The following is a 16,353-nucleotide window of genomic DNA, read 5'->3' on the forward strand; positions in this document are numbered from 1 at the left end:
TTTGGCCCGTGTTAGTAGGAATTGATACTGAATGGAGTGGCATCGATGTTGGAAACAGTGTGGGTGAATCTAGTTCTCGCTCAAAGTGCAAACCCTACGAAGCCAAAGGGTGTGCTTGAGATTCTGCTGGAAGCAGACGGCGTGGTCATGGGTGTGATCTTCATCCTCGTCGCCCTGAGCGTGGTGTCTTGGTACATCATTGGCTACAAGGCGTGGTACATGCGACGGGCTCGCGTCGAAACCCAGAAGTTTTTAGAGATCTTCTGGCAATCCAAACGCTTGGACGCGATTTACCAGTCCGCTGAACAAACAAGCCGATCGCCGGTCTCCCAAGTCTTTAAGGCGGGCTATATCGAGCTTTCCAAGCTGAAGAGTGCGGAAGGAGACGATAAAGAAACGATGCGCACCCAACTCGGTGGCATTGAGAACGTGGAGCGTGCTCTTCGACGTGCGATGACCACAGAAACTACACAGCTCGAAAGTCTCTTGCCATTCCTCGCGACCGTGGGCTCGAACGCAGTGTTCATCGGTCTCTTCGGTACTGTCTGGGGAATTATGGTCGCGTTCGTCAACATCAACGCCCAAGGGGCGGCGGGCCTCGATGTGGTTGCAGCCCCGATCGCTGAGGCGTTGATCGTGACAGCAATGGGCCTCGTGGCGGCTATCCCTGCTGGTGTGGCCTACAACTTTTACGTGACGCGCGTGAACATCATGTCGGCCGAGATGGACAACTTCTCAAACGACTTTCTGAATATCGTGAAGCGACACTTCTTCAAGTAGGCGCGAGTTATGGGTGCAAAAATTCCAAGCGGCAGGGGGATGGTCTCCGAGATCAACGTGGCGCCAATGGTGGACGTCATGCTCGTGCTTCTCATCATCTTCATGGTTACAGCGCCGATGATCGCGAAGGACGAAGAAAAGCGGAAGGTCGATCTGGACCTGCCTGTGACTCGGGAGAACGCCAACCGTATCGATCCCGAGCAAACCGACAAGATGATCCTGGAGATCGATGCGGACCTGGTGGTGCGAATCAAAGACGAAGTCATTACGAATTGCACAGAATCGTTGAGTCAAACGAATAAAGATCGCTTCGAGGTGTGTTTCGACGAGGTAGAGACGAAGCTCGGCCAGAACGTCAAGCTTCAAGAGGATCAGGAGATTTATCTGTTGGCACATACGGACATCCCATACGGTTTTGTGGTGGGGACCATGGCGCGGATTAAACGCGCGGGTGTCAACAAGGTCGGCATGATCACGAATCCCGAGTATTTGGACGAGACCGCGAAATGAGTGCCTCTGCTCAGATCCCAGGGTGGGAGAAGCACGAGGTTTTGACCTCGCATATCGTCATGGGGGTGGTGGTCTCTATCTTGACCCACGGTCTTCTGATTGGCGTGGTTGTCTTTGGGACGATGCGCGGTGAGGCAAAGCTGGAAGCTGATATTGAGCCGAAAATGCTCGAGTTTGAAGAGGTCGAGCTGCTCGCATTGGGAGTTGAGAAGCCTCCCGAGCAGCTGGTCCGGATTTCGAACCCAGAGCCGGCCACCAAGGCGCCTGATGAAATCGTCATTGAACAACCGAACGAGCCCGTCGTCGAACTCGAGAAACCTGAGCCCGAACCCGAGGCCAAGGAAGACGACAGGAAACGAAAGATGATGGAAGCTTTGAGCGCGCTACATAATCCGAACCGTCCCACCAACGAGGACGTCCCGGAGGGGAGCGAAGAAGGCGTGATCGGCGGAACCGCCCTCAATTCGATTTTGGGCGGCTACGCGTCCAAACTCGTAGCCGAAATCACCAAAGAATGGGAAATCCCGGCCACCATCACCGCCGACGAAGCTCGTGGGCTCGCCGACAAAGTCGAAGTCTATGTGCGACTTTCTGAGAGCGGCAATATCGTTACCTTCCAATTCAGGCGTCGAAGCGGCAACGAACAATTTGACGATAGTATCGAGCGGCGCCTCAAGCGCTTTCAGGTGCAATACGGGGGAAACAAGCTTCCACTGCCGGAAGAGCCGTCAGCGCGTGCTGCGGTGATTCGGGAAGGTCTTAATTTGAAGAACTGGGAGTACACAGGACTCTAGATGAGTATGAGAATGATGAAATTGGTACAGGGATTGGTGCTCGTGTTCTTTTGTTGCTTTGCGACCATGGCGGGTGCACAGGACGCACCTCCACCGCCTCCCAAAGGGATTGATATCTCGGTGAAAGGCGGGGCACGCCGTGTCCTCTTACCGATGGCTGTGCCGGATACCTTGGAAGAAGGCAGTACCAAAGGCGCCGCCGCACGCGTTCAGGAGACTTTGAGGCGTGACCTCGATCTGGCCGGCCTCTTTAAGGTCTTGCCATCGGATTCGTTTTTTTTCGACCCGTCAAAGGAGGGAATGAACGTCACAGATATCAATTTCCAGAACTGGTTTAATGTCGGCGCGCAGGGTTTGATTAAGAGTTCGGCAAAACTCAAAGGGGACTCCGTGGTCCTCGACCTCCGCCTCTACATTGTGGACAAAGGTGAGCAGGTCAAACTCAAGTACACTCCCGGCCCCGTGGGGCGGGACAAAGTTGCTGACGAAGTACATAAATTTGTGAACGCTGTTGTGGAGCACTTCACCGGAACTCCAGGGATTTTTGGAACCCGAGTGGCCTACGTTCAGAAAATGAAAGGCGGAACCAAACAGATTTACGTCATGGACATGGACGGGACTAACGCTGGCCGGGTCTCAAAGCACGACGCCATCAATATTTTGCCGACCTGGGGCCCGAATGGTGGCGTCTACTACACGAGTTATGCCGACAAGAACCCGGACCTATGGATGGCTCGTGCAGGGAAGGTAAAGAAGGTTTCCTCGAAACGCGGACAAAACTCAGGTGCGGCCTATTGCAACGGGAAGGTCGCCTTGACGCTCTCTATGGGAGGCGAGAATGCGGACGTCTATCTGGTCAATCCAGAGACGGGCGACGTTGTGAAGCGACTCACGGACCATTGGGCCATCGACACATCGCCAAGTTGGAGCCCGGACTGCTCAAAGATCGCCTTTGTATCCAGTCGCTCCGGTGGACCTCAAATTTATGTGATGAATGCTGATGGATCCGACCAGCGTCGCCTCACATTTCAGGGCACGTACAACACATCGCCTGATTGGTCGCCAAAAGGAGATAAGATCGCGTTCACCGCTCGCGACGAGCGCGCCCGCTTCGATATCTTCGTCGTTGATTTGGAAGGTGCGATAGAACGTCTGACCCAGGACCAGGGAAACAATCAGGACCCTAGTTGGAGCCCTGATGGCCGCTACATCATGTTCTCAAGCGACCGCGGCGGCAAAGGCGACCGAATCTGGATGATGACGGACGATGGCGAGATTCAGAGGCTGATTACAACTTCTGGGTCGGGATATACTTCACCAGTTTGGGCACGCTGAATGACGCCAATAAAGAAGAAACTGGACGCGATCGAAGCGGAGCTCGGACGTGCGGTGTTCGTTGTAGCATCCGCCCATGAGCGCTTCTTTGAGCCCGACGAGGATGCGATTCGGGTGTTCATGGAGGCTGCGCATCGTCGCTCAGAGAAAGGACGGCCTTTCGAAAAAGCTGCGCTCCTGCTGATAGGGCAGGGCGGTCATCCGGCGTTTGCTGAAGGTGTTGTCCGCGCCTTGAGGGCATTTTGGCCTGCCTTCGACCTGATTCTTGTCAGCCGAACACGCGGGGTGGCCACGCTCCTGACATTCAAGGCAGAACGCGTGGTTATGCACCCTTGGGCGAGCGTTGGCGCCTACGATGCTGGCCCAATCTTAAATGGTCCTTCGAAACTCAGTCCGTCGGTTTGGGATGATATCCCGGCGATGCAAGGGGTTGAGACCGAGGAGCATTTCGCGTCACAACTGGCTCGACACCGTCATCACGCCCGGCTTGCCCGCTCGCTAGCTCGACGATGGGCCGGCGACTCTAAGGCGCTCCTCGATTCTCTCTCGGAATACGAGTTGGGTGCGGGTCTAGGTCTTGGAGCTGATGAGTTGGAAGAGTTTGGGATTAAGGCCGAAATTGCCGAGGATCCTTTGCGCAGTACTGTTTGGGATCTCTACCAGATCTACGAAAAGGAACTTGGCCTTTTGAAAGAACCCGCACCACGTTATTCGCCGTCAGATATTGCGGATGAGGTGGAGTTTGAGCCGGCCGAGTATTTGAGCGCTGGAATCGTGGAAACTACCGTTGATGACTTCGTTTATCAGGTGGACACCGGTCGTCCGCATCCCGAGACGGGAGCATTGTTGGGGGAGTGGATGATGGAAAAATCAGAAATTTGAAACTTCGAGGTTGCGGGTTCATACGAGTTTGTATACGTTCCCTCACCTTCGCCGGAGTGGCGGAATCGGTAGACGCACCGGATTCAAAATCCGGCGGCCGCGAGGCTGTGCGGGTTCAAGTCCCGCCTCCGGTATGAAAAAGCCCCGTTCTTTAACAAGACGGGGCTTTTTTCGTTTTTGTCCGTCTCTTTTCACTTGGTCAATATGGTGTGTGTCCAGTAGTCTCCGTGTGCTATGACGAGGTGTATGATGTGGAGATGGCTCATCTTTGCGATGATTTTTGGGGCTTGCGAAAAACCCAAAGAGAAACCTTATGTGGATAAGAAGAACGAAGAGCTCAAGGAGCTGAAGTCGGACCTTCAAGGCACGATGGATGACCGTGATAACTTCGAGAAACCTGAACAACCGGCAAAGGAAGAATGAGAATGCGAGTACTAATCACGCTAGCTTTGTTGAGCATGCCAGTGTTGGGCTTTGCTTATCAACCGTTTACCAGCGTTCAAAGCGTCTGTGAGACGTGTCCAAATCCCAAATCAGACGTGCTTACGTTGAATGATGGGAACAAGATTCGCGGAAGCATTATCGGCGAGAATACAGCGTTCTACGTGATGCTGAAGCATCTTGAGGTCCGTGCCATCCAGAAGACGGAGGTGCAGACCGTGGAATACGCCGGTGGCACAAAGCCTGGATTTTTGGCGTCTCAAGATCAAATCTTGCTGAAGACCGGACACGTGCTTAACGGCGAGATTACTGAGGACAAAGAGAAACCGGCGTTGTTCCAAGTGCGTTCCTCTCACGGCAACGTGTCTTTTGTGGTGTTTAAGTCCGAAGTTTCTAAGGTCTATAAGAAAGGCCTTGAGTCGTCGTTCTAGTCCACAAGTACGTTGATCCTTTAGGTTTGAGAATAACGAGGTTTCCATGACTCAAGAGCGCCGCAGTTCGGTGAGGGTAAGAAGTTTATTGCCATGCGCGATGCGCCGGGTAGAGGCCGAGGAAGTGCCTGTAGTTGAGGCCAAGATCTTGGACGCCGCGGTTCTTGAGGCTGAAAGCGTAATGAGCGACAAGGCGGACTGGAGCGAGCGAACCGACGACATCCCTAAAGAAACCGTCTTTTTGCTCAAGGAAATCCGGGCGCTTCGCCAACAGATTGCAGGCCTTCAGACGCTGGTGGAGCGGCAAGGCGGCGTGGCGCTTCAACCGCGATGGGTTGTTATCAATGATAACGGGCTTTTTCTCGCCAAGGACGAGTCCGAGTCTTGGTCGATCGGCGATTTGTGCGAAATCCGTGTTCAGATTCCAAGTCTTCAAAATCCCGATATCGTCGCATTGGGTGAGGTGGTTCGCGTGGGTGATGGAGATGACGGACCCGGGGTGGCGATCATTTTCCGGCATATTTCTGAGGCGCATTCCAAGGCGATTCTTCGCTATGCACTTCGCCGAGAGCGCCAAGGTGCACGTTCCTTACGATTCAAGTTCGAATAGACCATGTTACATCTTGCACAGGACACGGATCCCGGCTGGTTCGAGCGGATTCGGGATAGTTTGGACACGATTCTGGTGGACCACTGCCATCTTGAGAAAAGGGCAGCCTCCAACGCATTGAATCTTATCTTCAGATACACCGGGTGTGAAGGTATTCCTCGCGAACTCTCAGAGGTAGTGCGCGAGGAGATGGAGCATTTCACCCAGGTCCTTGACATCCTCGATGCCCGTGGAATTGAGTTCACGCGTCTGCCTCCGAGCCCTTACGCGACAGCGTTGCAGGCGGAATTGCGAAAGAACGAGCCGGGTGCCTTCTTGGATAAGCTCTTGATGGCGGGCTTTATTGAAGCTCGTAGTTGTGAGCGGTTCAAGATTTTGAGTCAGGGCTTGGCGGAGGACGAGCCTGAGCTGGCGGCGTTCTACCGCGAATTGATGATCGCCGAGGCCCGGCACCATCTGCTCTACACGAATATCGCTCGTCGTTTTTACTCCGACTCCGTCGTCAAAGCTCGCCTCAAAGAACTCGCGCCCGCTGAAGTAGCCGCTCTCAAGGCTGCCGGTGAGGTTCCGCGTTTGCACAGTTGGTAGTGGGTTAATCCTCGCGTTTGATGGGGCAACTTGCTATGTTCTTCGACAATCGATTGGAGGTTGGAATGTTGCGATTGTTGTTCGTTACGACGTTGATTCTTGGTTTTGGTAGCGCATGCGGCAAAGACGCGCTGCAGCGTGCATGTGCGGACGATGAAGACTGCCGTTCCGGCGAAGTTTGCGCCGGAGGATTGTGTCTCGATGAGTCCGATGTAGATGCCGGCGAAAATAACCCTCCATGCGAAGGCGACGAGTGCCCGAGCGTATGTGAGGACGATAGCGATTGCCCAGACGGCGATTCCTGCAACCGTGAGATTGGTGCATGTGTCTCCGGCGAGTGCCGTGCCGAAGGCATGCTTTGCGTTCAAACACTTTGTACAGAAGAAGGATGTGGAGACGAGTTGTGCCCGGTAGGCCCATGTCCTCCTGGATTTGCCGCTGAGGGTTGCGATTGCGCTCCTGCTCCTTGCGAGTCCAATGAAGCATGTGACGGCCTCTTTTGCGTGGAAGGTCAGTGTCAAGGATGCGCTGATGATAGTTGGTGCGCCGAAGGCGAGTTCTGCGACGAAAGTGGTGCCTGCCTCGAAGATACCCGATGCATGTCAGACGATGATTGTGATCCTGAAGAGCGTTGTCGCCGAGACGTGTGTATTCCACGCGCCGAATGCTTCTTGGACGACGATTGCCGCAGGGCAGGGGAACTCTGTATCGGTGGCCAGTGCATTTTGGCTCCTGAGTGCTCGGAAGACCAGGATTGCCGCGAAGGATTTGAATGTATCGGTGGAAATTGCCTCGAGCAGTTGTGCCGCGGCCCTCAAGATTGTGAGAACGGCCAGCTTTGCGACGGTGGCGAATGTATCGACCCTCCAATTGCGACCTCTTGTTTCGTGGCAACCCCAAGCGGCTTGATTAGCCCTGGCGAGCAGGTCCGGCTTGAGGCGTTTGCGGTCAATGCCCAAGGCGTTGGAGTGTCGGCAACCTTCGCGTGGACCTCCAGCAATCCAGCTGTGGCAGCTGTCAACCAGCAAGTCGCCGTTGGTGGAAATGGCACGGGCGCTACCACCATTACGGCAACTCTCGCGGGTGGCGATCCAGTGGTATGTTCGGGCGAGGTTCGTTTGACCAATCCGGGGCCTGTGCCGGTCACAGGCATGCGGGTTGTGGTCGTGAATCTCCAAACCGGTGCACCGATCACGAACGCGAACGTTATCGTCGGCAACAATACCCAAACGACGAATCAGGCGGGCGTAGCCAATCTCCCGAATCCCAACGGTACGTATGAAGTCACCGTTGTTCACCCGGATTACAATATTCTGACAGTACAAGGCGTTGATTCGACTGATATTCGTCTGCCCTTGAGTCAGCGCCGTGGCTCCGGCCCCGTCGGCGGTTTCACCGGACAGTTCGATACCTCGGCAATTGGTTCATCAGGAGAAGTCACGATTGGTCTCGCTGGCGCATCGTTGGCAGGCGGTCTCTTGGAAGTCGACCTGATTTCCCTGCTGGGTGACACGTTTGACTCGGCAATTCAGATTCCTGGCATCGTAGACACCACGTTCCCGCTGCCGGGGGGGATCGTGGCGTACGGCGCGGCGTTCGGGTTCACTTTGAACATCAAGGACACCTACTACGCGCGGTCCGCGGCGGGAGCGCGTATGGCGTGGGGGCTCGCCGGAAAGATTCCTCTCAGCGAGATTTTGAGCCTTGCACAAGGCGGTGGACAAGACTTGGTGCTCGCCACCTTGTTGCCGCTTTTCAATCGCTTTGATCATCAGGCGACGCCGTTCCTTTCGGCCGCGATTCCTCAAGTTCCGGATACTCAAGACATCAACGCCAACGGCGATACGACGGAGTTGATCCCTGACTACGACTCCATGCCCGAGATCGAGCTTCGACCTTCGCAGCGTCAGACCTTGAGTACAGATGTCGAGATTTCGAACTTCCCTGTTTTGACCAATGGGCCGGCTGAGTTGGCGGTACTTATTGGGGGAACAGTGCTCGACTCACCAGGTTTGGTTCCTCTGGGGATTAGTGCGACAAACGACGAAGACCAGGATGGACGCCCAGATTCAAGGCGTCTCTCAATTGCGCCGCCATCGGGCTCGTTGGTCGGCGGGCGTTACGCTCTGGTTGCAATTGCCTTCACCACGGACGGTGGCGGCTTCGGCCCAGATGGTCTGCCGAACGATTTGTCGGTTTCACTTTGGAACGGACAAAGTTTCCCCTCGTCGATTAGGCTTGGCACATTCCCAGGCGCCTCCACGACGTCGTTCGACGCAAGCAGCCGTCAGGTGAGCTTCACTGCCTCCGCGGGCCCCGTCTACAGGGTTCGAGTCGTGGGCCCAAATCGTACGTGGGATATTTGGTCCACGGGGGCAGCAGGCCAAATGGGAACCTTTAACCATACGATTTCGATTCCAAATTCACCTCTCTCCGGTGTAGACCCACTGCAGAACGGCGAGATATTGCTCGATGCGATTCGGACCAACGTGACGACCGATGATTTGGTCAGGTCCACCGGTGTGGGCCTCAAGAATGCAGGTCTCGTTTCGACGGCTTTCAATCGTTCGACCGTTCGTTAAAAAACGATTCAGCAGGTAGTACCCATGCGAAACAAGGAAGTTTTTGCGTGGCTGGGCTTTGCGGCCGTATTGAGCGGTTGTCAGCCCAAGCCCTCTCAGGTCGATGTAATTGACTCTCCGGATACGAGAGCAACACAGGAGAGTCCGGAAACGGCACAGGCCGAAGTGGTGCCTGAAAAGCCTCCGGAACCCGTCATACCCAAGGTCAAGGAGCCGTTTCGGGTGGCCTTCGATCTGGTGGCCAATAAGCCGCTTGCTCATCGGTTTGACCCTTCAGCCAACGCTTATCTCGTGGACGCTAGTGGTTTGGACTTCGTGCGCTACATCCACGGAAATCACCCCGGGGAGTGGAGCCTAGACGTAGACATGGACGGTCGAAAGGGTGCGGCTCTGAGCAAGAAGCGCATCGGGAAGATTTGGGCACCGTCACCCGTCGAAGGTGAGGGAATCATCGCGATGGAGGTGTTTGCTGCTTCGAAGACCAAGCTCAAGCTTGAGGTCAACTCCGAGGAAACTCAAGAGTTAGCCCTTGAGGAAGGTTGGCAGAAGGTGGAGTTTGCCTCCAAGTCTCTAAAGGGAGAAAATGAGATTCGGCTTATCTTCTCTGGGATGGGACGGATTGCGAAAGTCCTCTCTGGTGGTGGGCTAGCTAGCCTCAGCATCGGAGCAAAGGCCTCTGAGACGGCTCCTCTCGCGTTGGAGCAAGCGGCGATTCAGCTCGGCACCCAAAGTGGTCTCTCGTATCATCTCTGGGCTTTGAAGGAGTCTAAGCTCGCCTTTTCAGCCAAGCCTTCCGAATGCGATTTGAAGTTGGAGTGGTTTGGCGAAAAAGAGGGCGGCGTAGTCTCGATTGGCGTTGAGACTTTGGACCTTGAAAAGGGGCTCGATTCGTACGTGACCCCTCCGGTTTTTGACGAGGTGGTACGTCTACACGTTCAGGCGGCTGGTGAATGCGGAGGTGTGGAGTTGGACAAGGCCGAGCTTGTGGTCGAAGGCGCCCCAATCGCTCGGCCAGATGTTCCAAAGCCTAAGCGAATCGTTTTTTGGCTCATCGACACTTTGCGCGCCGATTACCTTCCCATCCACTTTGAGACTAATGTCCGCGCTCCTAATCTCAAGCGACTCGCAGCCGAAGGTGCAAGTTTCAAACTCGCCTACGTGCAAGGCAATGAGTCAAAGACCTCTCATGCTTCGCTCTTCTCGGCCATGTACCCCAGCAAACATGGTGTTGTCGGCAGAGGAAGTCTGAAGCCGCATCATGAGATTATGTCTGAAGCCATCAAAGCTCAGGGTTACAAGACACTAGCGAGCGTCTCGAACGGCTACGTCTCAGGTCCGTGGGGCTTTGAGCAGGGATGGGATTTCTACAAGAACAACATCCGGCAAGAACTGCGTATAGACGGAAAGTCGATGGCTAAAGAAGGCCTTGAGTGGTCGATTGAAAACGCGGAAAAGCCGTTTTTCCTCTATCTCGGTACCATCGATCCCCATGTCACATATCGTGAACACGAAGATATCATTGGAAATTACGACACCACGCCGTACTCAGGCCGATTTAAGCGCGCCTGTTATGGCGAGGACTTGGGCCAAATTAAAAATGGGTCTTTAAAGGTCACTGAGCGAGACAAAGAGCGAATCATCAATCTCTACAAGAACGAGATTGAGTTCAACGATAGGTCATTTGGGGAGCTCCGGGCTGGCCTGGAGGAGGCTGGTCTCTGGGAAGACACCATGGTGGTCGTTACCTCTGACCACGGCGACGAGTTCTGGGAACATGGAAGCGTCGGACACGGTCATTCACTCTATCAGGATCAGGTCCACGTGCCGTTCATCGTGTACTATCCACCCTTGATTCCTGCAGGAACGGTGGTCGAAGCGGGTGTGGACGTGTTGGACATGTACCCAACGATTGTGGATGCGATGAGGGCGGAGCGCCCCGAAAACCTTCAAGGCAAAAGCGTGTTGCCATTGATTTTCAAAGAGCATGCGGATTACCCGGAGCCCTCGATCGCCACGCAGTACAAGCTTCATTATGCGATGCAAATGCAAGAGTGGAAGCTCTACCTTCGACGAGGTGAGTACCAACTCTACGATCGCAAGGCAGATAGCCTTGAACTAAAGGATGTGGCCAAGGATCATCCGTTGGCCTCTCGTTGGCTCTTGGACTCGATGGGATGGTTTAGACCCTATCGAACGGAATGGGACAAGCAGTCCTGGGGTGTAGCAAGCCGCTTGAGCCCTGAGTTCCTCGAGCTCGCTTCAAAAGCCAAGCGGAACTAATCTCGGGAAAGCCAGAGAAGGCCGATATGAAGGATGGTCAACGCGACCAGGCCCAGCCCTGCTACAGGCAATGGAACCGTGCCTGAGAGTAATACGAGATAGAATGGAAAGGCCCAGAATCTGGGGGATGTGATTCTGAGGAGTCGAACACTCTTGCGACTCAGATCAAGAGGCCTTTCTAGCTTGCCAGAATCCTCGAGAATCCATCGGGCGAACTCCGACACACTCATCAACCCAAGTCCCGCCAAGAGCAGCGTGGTTTGTCCCTCTTGCGTAAAGAGGCTCGCTCCCAGTCCTAAAAAGACGAGAGCCAAAGAGAGTTGTTCGGCGGCCTTGAGCCCACGCATTGCTAAGATTGGGCTTCAAGAGTCGGGGAGACCGGTGAGCGTGCTTCCTCGGGGTGAGTCCATGCCTCTTCCCAGGTATAGCCGAGGTCAGAAAGGCCAACCTCTTCTCCTTTGGGTCGCTCGAATCTTTCGATGTCCCAAATTCTGAACCCACGGAAGTTCGCTCCACGAAGCTTACGGCTTGCGTCGAACTCGTTAGGTCGAATTCGGATGACGTCGAGGTTAACGGACGCTGCCTTAGGGTCGTGAATACCTTTGTTAAGCAAGAGGATTACGTCCGGGCCATCTACGCGCATTCTCCTCAAGTCAAAATCATCAGACGCAGGTAACTTAAACTCGCCTTGGTCTGAAGCGAGGAGGAACGCTTCAAGGGTCGGGTATTTCTTACGGAGCGGTCCTTCTTCGTGCAGGAATTCGTAGAAGAGCGCACTGAGATTATCTTCGTGAATCATGCGCAGGAGCTTGTAAAAGTTCCACGCGTGAGTGTTCGGACCGACGAGTTGCTGAACAGAACGAGTCTTTTTCTCGGCAACTTTCTGAAGCTTGAGCGTCTTCTCGTGACACTTCTTAAATTTTTGTCCGCTTCCGCATGGGCAAGGGTCATTCCGACTCACGTCTTTAAACAATTCGGGATTCACTTCAGTCATATTTAGGTCTCGTTTGAATCTAATCTCAATCTTAAGAGGCCCGCATTAGCGGCGCCGGAACTGCATTTGCGCTTGCTGAGCAGGAGGAGCATCCAGATGGAACTGGTACCAGAGAAGGTTCCATCCGCGCATCTTCATCTTCTTGTTGTTCTGGAGCGCTTTAAGGTTCGAACTGGTCTTGTCGTCGGCCTTGATGTGCTCGAGAGCTCGGTTGAGTACTTTGATAGCTTCGTCTCGCTCATTGGTCTTCCAGAGGCAATACGCATAGATATTCCAGAGAAGCGCTTCCTTCTTGTTGTGCTGAACTGCGTCCTCGAAGACTTCTTTCATTTCATCGTACTTCTTGCGCTTGTAGAGAAGGGTGCCGAGCATGGCTCGAGGTACCCAATTTTTCTTAAATGCCCGGCGCAAGTAGGGCTCAGCATCATCAAATTTCTTCGACATGTAGAGGATGTAGCCGATCTGACCGTCGATTTGTGAGGAAACCAGAAATTGCCATTTACCGATTGGGTAGGCCGATTTCATGATCTCGACGCCGCGTTCAATCCTCTGGTTCTTCATTTCCTCTTGGGCAGAGTTCATGATGCCCTCGACCTGCTTCATCGAGCGACGGGCCAGAAGAATATAAGCCACGATGAGGGCAATGACACCGGGGCCAATCCCGTACCAAATCTTGCCACCAAGAACGGCAGAAAAGAGAGCCGTTGTGGCCACCGAAATTGCGATGGAGATCAGGAGATTATACATGATTTAGAGTTCAATCAGGGCACAGGAAACGATTGGCAAAATTCACGAACTTCTTGATTGATACGGCCAAGAGCGCTTTCGTCTTCGCGAGAAAGCACCGCTTTGTCAATCCATCCAACGATCGTATCCATATGCTCGGGCTTCATGCCGCGGGTGGTGATTGCTGCGGTTCCTATCCGCACGCCCGAAGGGTCGAAGGGCTTTCGCGTGTCGAACGGAATCGAATTCGCGTTGGCCACGATGCCGGCCTTTTCCATGGCGACCGCAGCCGCTTTTCCGCCGACATCTTTCGACGTGAGATCCACAAGAAGCAAGTGGTTGTCGGTGCCGCCCGTAACCAGGCGATATCCGCGCGATAGAAACGCCTCAGCCATGGCTTTTGCGTTCGCGACCACCGTAGATGCGTAGTCCTTAAAGTCAGGCTGAGAGGCCTCATGGAGTGCAACGGCTAAGGCTGCGATGGCGTGGACATGGGGCCCGCCCTGACAAGCAGGGAACACAGCGCGGTCAATATCCTTTGCGAATTTATCTTTGCAAAGAATGATGCCTGACCTCGGTCCCCTTAGAGTCTTATGGGTGGTCGAGGTTACGACGTCGGCTACTGGAACCGGACTCGGGTGTACGCCTGCAGCCACAAGTCCAGAGATATGAGCAATGTCGGCCACGAGATACGCGCCGACTTCGTCCGCAATGGATTTGAAGGCTTCGAAGTCTATCTCGCGAGGGTACGCTGAGGCTCCGCACATCAAGAGTTTTGGACGCTCCTGAAGGGCGATTCGGCGGACTTCGTCGTAGTCAATTCTCTCGGTTTCCGGATTCACGCCGTAGGCCGAGGCTGTGTAGAATCGACCTGAGAAGTTGACGTTCCAACCGTGTGTCAGGTGACCGCCATGTGGAAGTCCCATACCGAGAATCTTGTCTCCGAGTTCAAGGAGCGCGTAGTACATCTCGAGATTTGCCGGAGAGCCAGAGTAGGGCTGAACATTGACGTGCTCAGCACCGAAGACACTCTTCGCACGCTCGATGGCCAGTCTTTCGATCTGGTCGACGAACTCTTGCCCCAGATAGTAACGCTTTCCGGCATAACCTTCAGCGTATTTGTTCGTAAAGACAGACCCTGAAGCCTGCATCACAGCTTGCGATGCGTAGTTCTCGCTCGCGATGAGCCGGATGGTATTGCGCTGCCGGTCTTCTTCGTTGGAGATGATTTCCCAGGTAGTGGGATCGATTTCTTTTACGGCGTCCATCCACGACATAGATTTTACTCGGCTGCGGCCACGTGTGGCACTTCTGGAGCTTCATCGGCCAAATTCTCGGCCACGATCTCTGCAAGGTCTTTGAGAGGAATGCCCTCGGCACCCCGATTCTTGAGACCGTCATCAAACATCGTCAAACAGAACGGACACGCCACGGCGATGGCGTCTGGGTTCGTCGCGAGAGCTTGGTCGGTTCTTTCGATATTGACGCGTTTGCCTTCGTGCTCTTCCATCCACATACGTCCGCCACCGGCACCACAGCAGAAGCTCTGAGCCTTGTTCAGCTCCATCTCTTGGGCTTGGATGTTCGGAATCGAGTTCAGGATCGCGCGTGGAGCGTCGTAGGAATTGTTCCAACGTCCGATATAACACGAGTCGTGATACGTGATCTTGGTGTTCACAGCGGGCTTGAGACGAATCCGATTCTCGTTGATCAAGCTGTTCAAGAGTTCGGTGTGGTGGACCACTTCGTACTCACCACCGAGCTGTGGATATTCTTTTCCAATCGTGTGGAAACAGTGCGGGCATGTGGTGATGATCTTTCGCACCTTGTAGGAATTTAGCGTCTCGATGTTCTGGGTCGCGAGCATCCAATAAAGGTACTCGTTACCAATGCGTCGAGCGGGGTCGCCGGTGCATCCCTCTTCTGATCCAAGGATTGCGAAGCTTACGCCAGCGTTCTTGAGGATTTTTGCAAAGGCCTGAGAGACCTTTTTCTGCCGGTCATCGAAGCTTCCTGCGCATCCCACCCAGAAGAGATACTCTGGCGGCTCAGCGAGTTCGCTAAGCATCGGGATGTCGAGGCCGTCGGCCCAGTCTCCACGATACGACGAGGAGATACCCCAAGGGTTGGAGTTGTTCTCCATATTCTTGAAGGTACGGCTGACCTCTGGGCTAAAGTCTGCTTCCATCAGCGCGATATAGCGCCGCATATCGATGATGGTGTCCACATGTTCGATGAACACAGGGCAGTTCGCCACACATGCGCCGCACGTGGTGCAGGCCATGAGCTCTTCCTTGCTGATGATGCCACCGGCGAGCACGGGCCACTCATGGTCCTCGCCCACCGATTTCTTGCGGAGCACGGCTTCGCCTTTCTCCCTCATATGGTCTTTCAATTTGTGGATGACCATCATCGGGTTGAGCGCTTTGCCGGTGTTGAATGCTGGGCAGTAGTGCTCGCATCGTCCACATTCAGTGCACGCATAGGTGTCCAGGAGTTGTTTCCAGCTCAAGTCCTCTACTTTTGCGGCTCCATAGGACTCGATATTTTCGTCTTCCATATCGATGGGCTTAAGCGCACCGAGTAGACCGAGCTTGCGGAAGAACACGTTCGGCATGGCACCGATCAGGTGAAGGTGCTTTCCAAAAGGGATATAGCAAGAGAGCGCGCCAACGATGAGCAAGTGAGCCGAGAAGTTGATGTGATACATCCAAGGCTGGGCGACGCCGATATTTGCCATCTGGGCGCCTAACCAGGCCGCGATGGGTGTGTAAGCTGGGTCGTGAGCCAGTGCTTCACCTGCGAGTTGGATCTCGGCACCATTGGTGAAGAATTTCGTGATCATGAGCAATGAAATACCCACGATAATTACGAGGGCATCTATACTGTTCTTGATGTGTTTGGGGCGCACCACGTAACGGCGGACAGCAGCGAGTCCAAGCGCTGTCAATACGAGCGCGCCGGCCATATCCTGCAAGAAGAGGAGCAGGTTGTAGAGGGTATCCCCAATCAACATACTCGTATGGAAATTGTAGAAGATCCCGCGGACGAGATACTCCAATGTTTCCAGCTGCAAGATGACGAATCCCCAGAAGATGAAGAGGTGAAGCACCCCAGCTGGTTCACTGATCACGCGTCGTTGTCCGACTACGTAAACGAGGAATCCTCGAACTCTTTCACCGATCTGGTCAAAACCTGGCCGACCTGAGCCTGCCGCTACGTATCGAAGCAGCCAGTACACTATTCCGCCCGCAACTACGAAGCAGGACAGCGTGATTAGGGTTGTCGCTCCACGTAGGATGACCCAGATACCATCAACATACTCGGGATATGCGTCCACTCAAACCTCTCACAAAAGTCGCCGTTTGGTGCTTTCGGCAGGGCCCTACATAGCCGACGC

At 54.3% G+C, this 16,353-nt stretch carries 16 protein-coding genes and 1 tRNA gene; 12 read left to right on the forward strand and 5 right to left on the reverse strand.

All coding sequences use genetic code 11. The annotated features are described in order from the left end of the window. Window positions 1-45 precede the first annotated feature (45 nt). The 12 genes from tolQ (at window position 46) to FRD01_RS01075 (ending at window position 11,233) form a co-directional block, all read left to right on the forward strand. Window positions 46-780: a protein TolQ gene (gene tolQ / locus FRD01_RS01025; protein WP_146956814.1), complete on the forward strand. Its 735-nt coding sequence runs from the start codon at window positions 46-48 to the stop codon at window positions 778-780. Between the two features lie 9 nt (window positions 781-789). Further along, entirely contained in the window at window positions 790-1,290 is a 501-nt protein-coding gene (locus FRD01_RS01030; RefSeq protein ID WP_146956816.1) for a biopolymer transporter ExbD, read from the forward strand. Continuing rightward, entirely contained in the window at window positions 1,287-2,084 is a 798-nt protein-coding gene (locus tag FRD01_RS01035) for a TonB C-terminal domain-containing protein (RefSeq protein WP_146956817.1), read from the forward strand. The genes FRD01_RS01030 and FRD01_RS01035 overlap by 4 nt, the downstream gene beginning before the upstream one ends. Window positions 2,085-2,096: 12 nt before the next feature. Next, the gene (locus FRD01_RS01040) at window positions 2,097-3,419 is read left to right on the forward strand and encodes a hypothetical protein (RefSeq protein ID WP_249755899.1); all 1,323 of its coding nucleotides are present in this window, start codon (window positions 2,097-2,099) and stop codon (window positions 3,417-3,419) included. Further along, a complete protein-coding gene (locus tag FRD01_RS01045) occupies window positions 3,420-4,301 on the forward strand; it encodes a hypothetical protein (RefSeq protein WP_146956821.1) in 882 nt (293 codons plus the stop codon). A gap of 50 nt (window positions 4,302-4,351) precedes the next feature. After that, window positions 4,352-4,435: transfer RNA gene (locus FRD01_RS01050), tRNA-Leu, on the forward strand. A gap of 112 nt (window positions 4,436-4,547) precedes the next feature. Continuing rightward, on the forward strand, window positions 4,548-4,724 hold the full coding sequence (locus FRD01_RS24090) for a hypothetical protein (protein WP_249755900.1): 177 nt from the start codon (window positions 4,548-4,550) through the stop codon (window positions 4,722-4,724). A gap of 2 nt (window positions 4,725-4,726) precedes the next feature. After that, window positions 4,727-5,173 carry a hypothetical protein gene (locus FRD01_RS01055; protein ID WP_146956823.1) on the forward strand — a complete coding sequence of 149 codons (447 nt, stop codon included), beginning with the start codon at window positions 4,727-4,729 and terminating at the stop codon, window positions 5,171-5,173. A 46-nt stretch (window positions 5,174-5,219) separates the two neighbouring features. Then, a complete protein-coding gene (locus tag FRD01_RS01060) occupies window positions 5,220-5,783 on the forward strand; it encodes a hypothetical protein (protein ID WP_146956825.1) in 564 nt (187 codons plus the stop codon). 3 nt (window positions 5,784-5,786) lie between these two features. Further along, window positions 5,787-6,371, forward strand: a complete 585-nt coding sequence (locus FRD01_RS01065) for a MiaE family protein (RefSeq protein ID WP_146956827.1) — start codon at window positions 5,787-5,789, stop codon at window positions 6,369-6,371. A gap of 65 nt (window positions 6,372-6,436) precedes the next feature. Continuing rightward, a complete protein-coding gene (locus tag FRD01_RS01070) occupies window positions 6,437-8,953 on the forward strand; it encodes an Ig-like domain-containing protein (protein WP_249755901.1) in 2,517 nt (838 codons plus the stop codon). 24 nt (window positions 8,954-8,977) lie between these two features. Next, window positions 8,978-11,233, forward strand: a complete 2,256-nt coding sequence (locus FRD01_RS01075; RefSeq protein ID WP_146956831.1) for a sulfatase family protein — start codon at window positions 8,978-8,980, stop codon at window positions 11,231-11,233. Here FRD01_RS01075 and FRD01_RS01080 read toward each other — a convergent pair. From FRD01_RS01080 to FRD01_RS01100, 5 genes are read right to left on the reverse strand one after another with little or no spacing between them, the layout of a single operon-like run. Further along, on the reverse strand, window positions 11,230-11,580 hold the full coding sequence (locus FRD01_RS01080) for a hypothetical protein (protein ID WP_146956832.1): 351 nt from the start codon (window positions 11,578-11,580) through the stop codon (window positions 11,230-11,232). The genes FRD01_RS01075 and FRD01_RS01080 overlap by 4 nt on opposite strands. A gap of 2 nt (window positions 11,581-11,582) precedes the next feature. Beyond that, window positions 11,583-12,227: an SEC-C domain-containing protein gene (locus FRD01_RS01085; RefSeq protein WP_146956834.1), complete on the reverse strand. Its 645-nt coding sequence runs from the start codon at window positions 12,225-12,227 to the stop codon at window positions 11,583-11,585. A gap of 45 nt (window positions 12,228-12,272) precedes the next feature. After that, on the reverse strand, window positions 12,273-12,974 hold the full coding sequence (locus FRD01_RS01090; protein WP_146956836.1) for a tetratricopeptide repeat protein: 702 nt from the start codon (window positions 12,972-12,974) through the stop codon (window positions 12,273-12,275). Window positions 12,975-12,988: 14 nt separating this feature from the next. Then, a complete protein-coding gene (gene glyA / locus FRD01_RS01095; protein WP_146956838.1) occupies window positions 12,989-14,230 on the reverse strand; it encodes a serine hydroxymethyltransferase in 1,242 nt (413 codons plus the stop codon). A 5-nt stretch (window positions 14,231-14,235) separates the two neighbouring features. Further along, window positions 14,236-16,293 carry a (Fe-S)-binding protein gene (locus FRD01_RS01100; RefSeq protein WP_146956840.1) on the reverse strand — a complete coding sequence of 686 codons (2,058 nt, stop codon included), beginning with the start codon at window positions 16,291-16,293 and terminating at the stop codon, window positions 14,236-14,238. Window positions 16,294-16,353 lie beyond the last annotated feature (60 nt).

Origin of the sequence: Microvenator marinus (assembly GCF_007993755.1) — a bacterium.
Classification (GTDB): Bacteria; Myxococcota_A; Bradymonadia; order Bradymonadales; family Bradymonadaceae; genus Allomicrovenator; species Allomicrovenator marinus.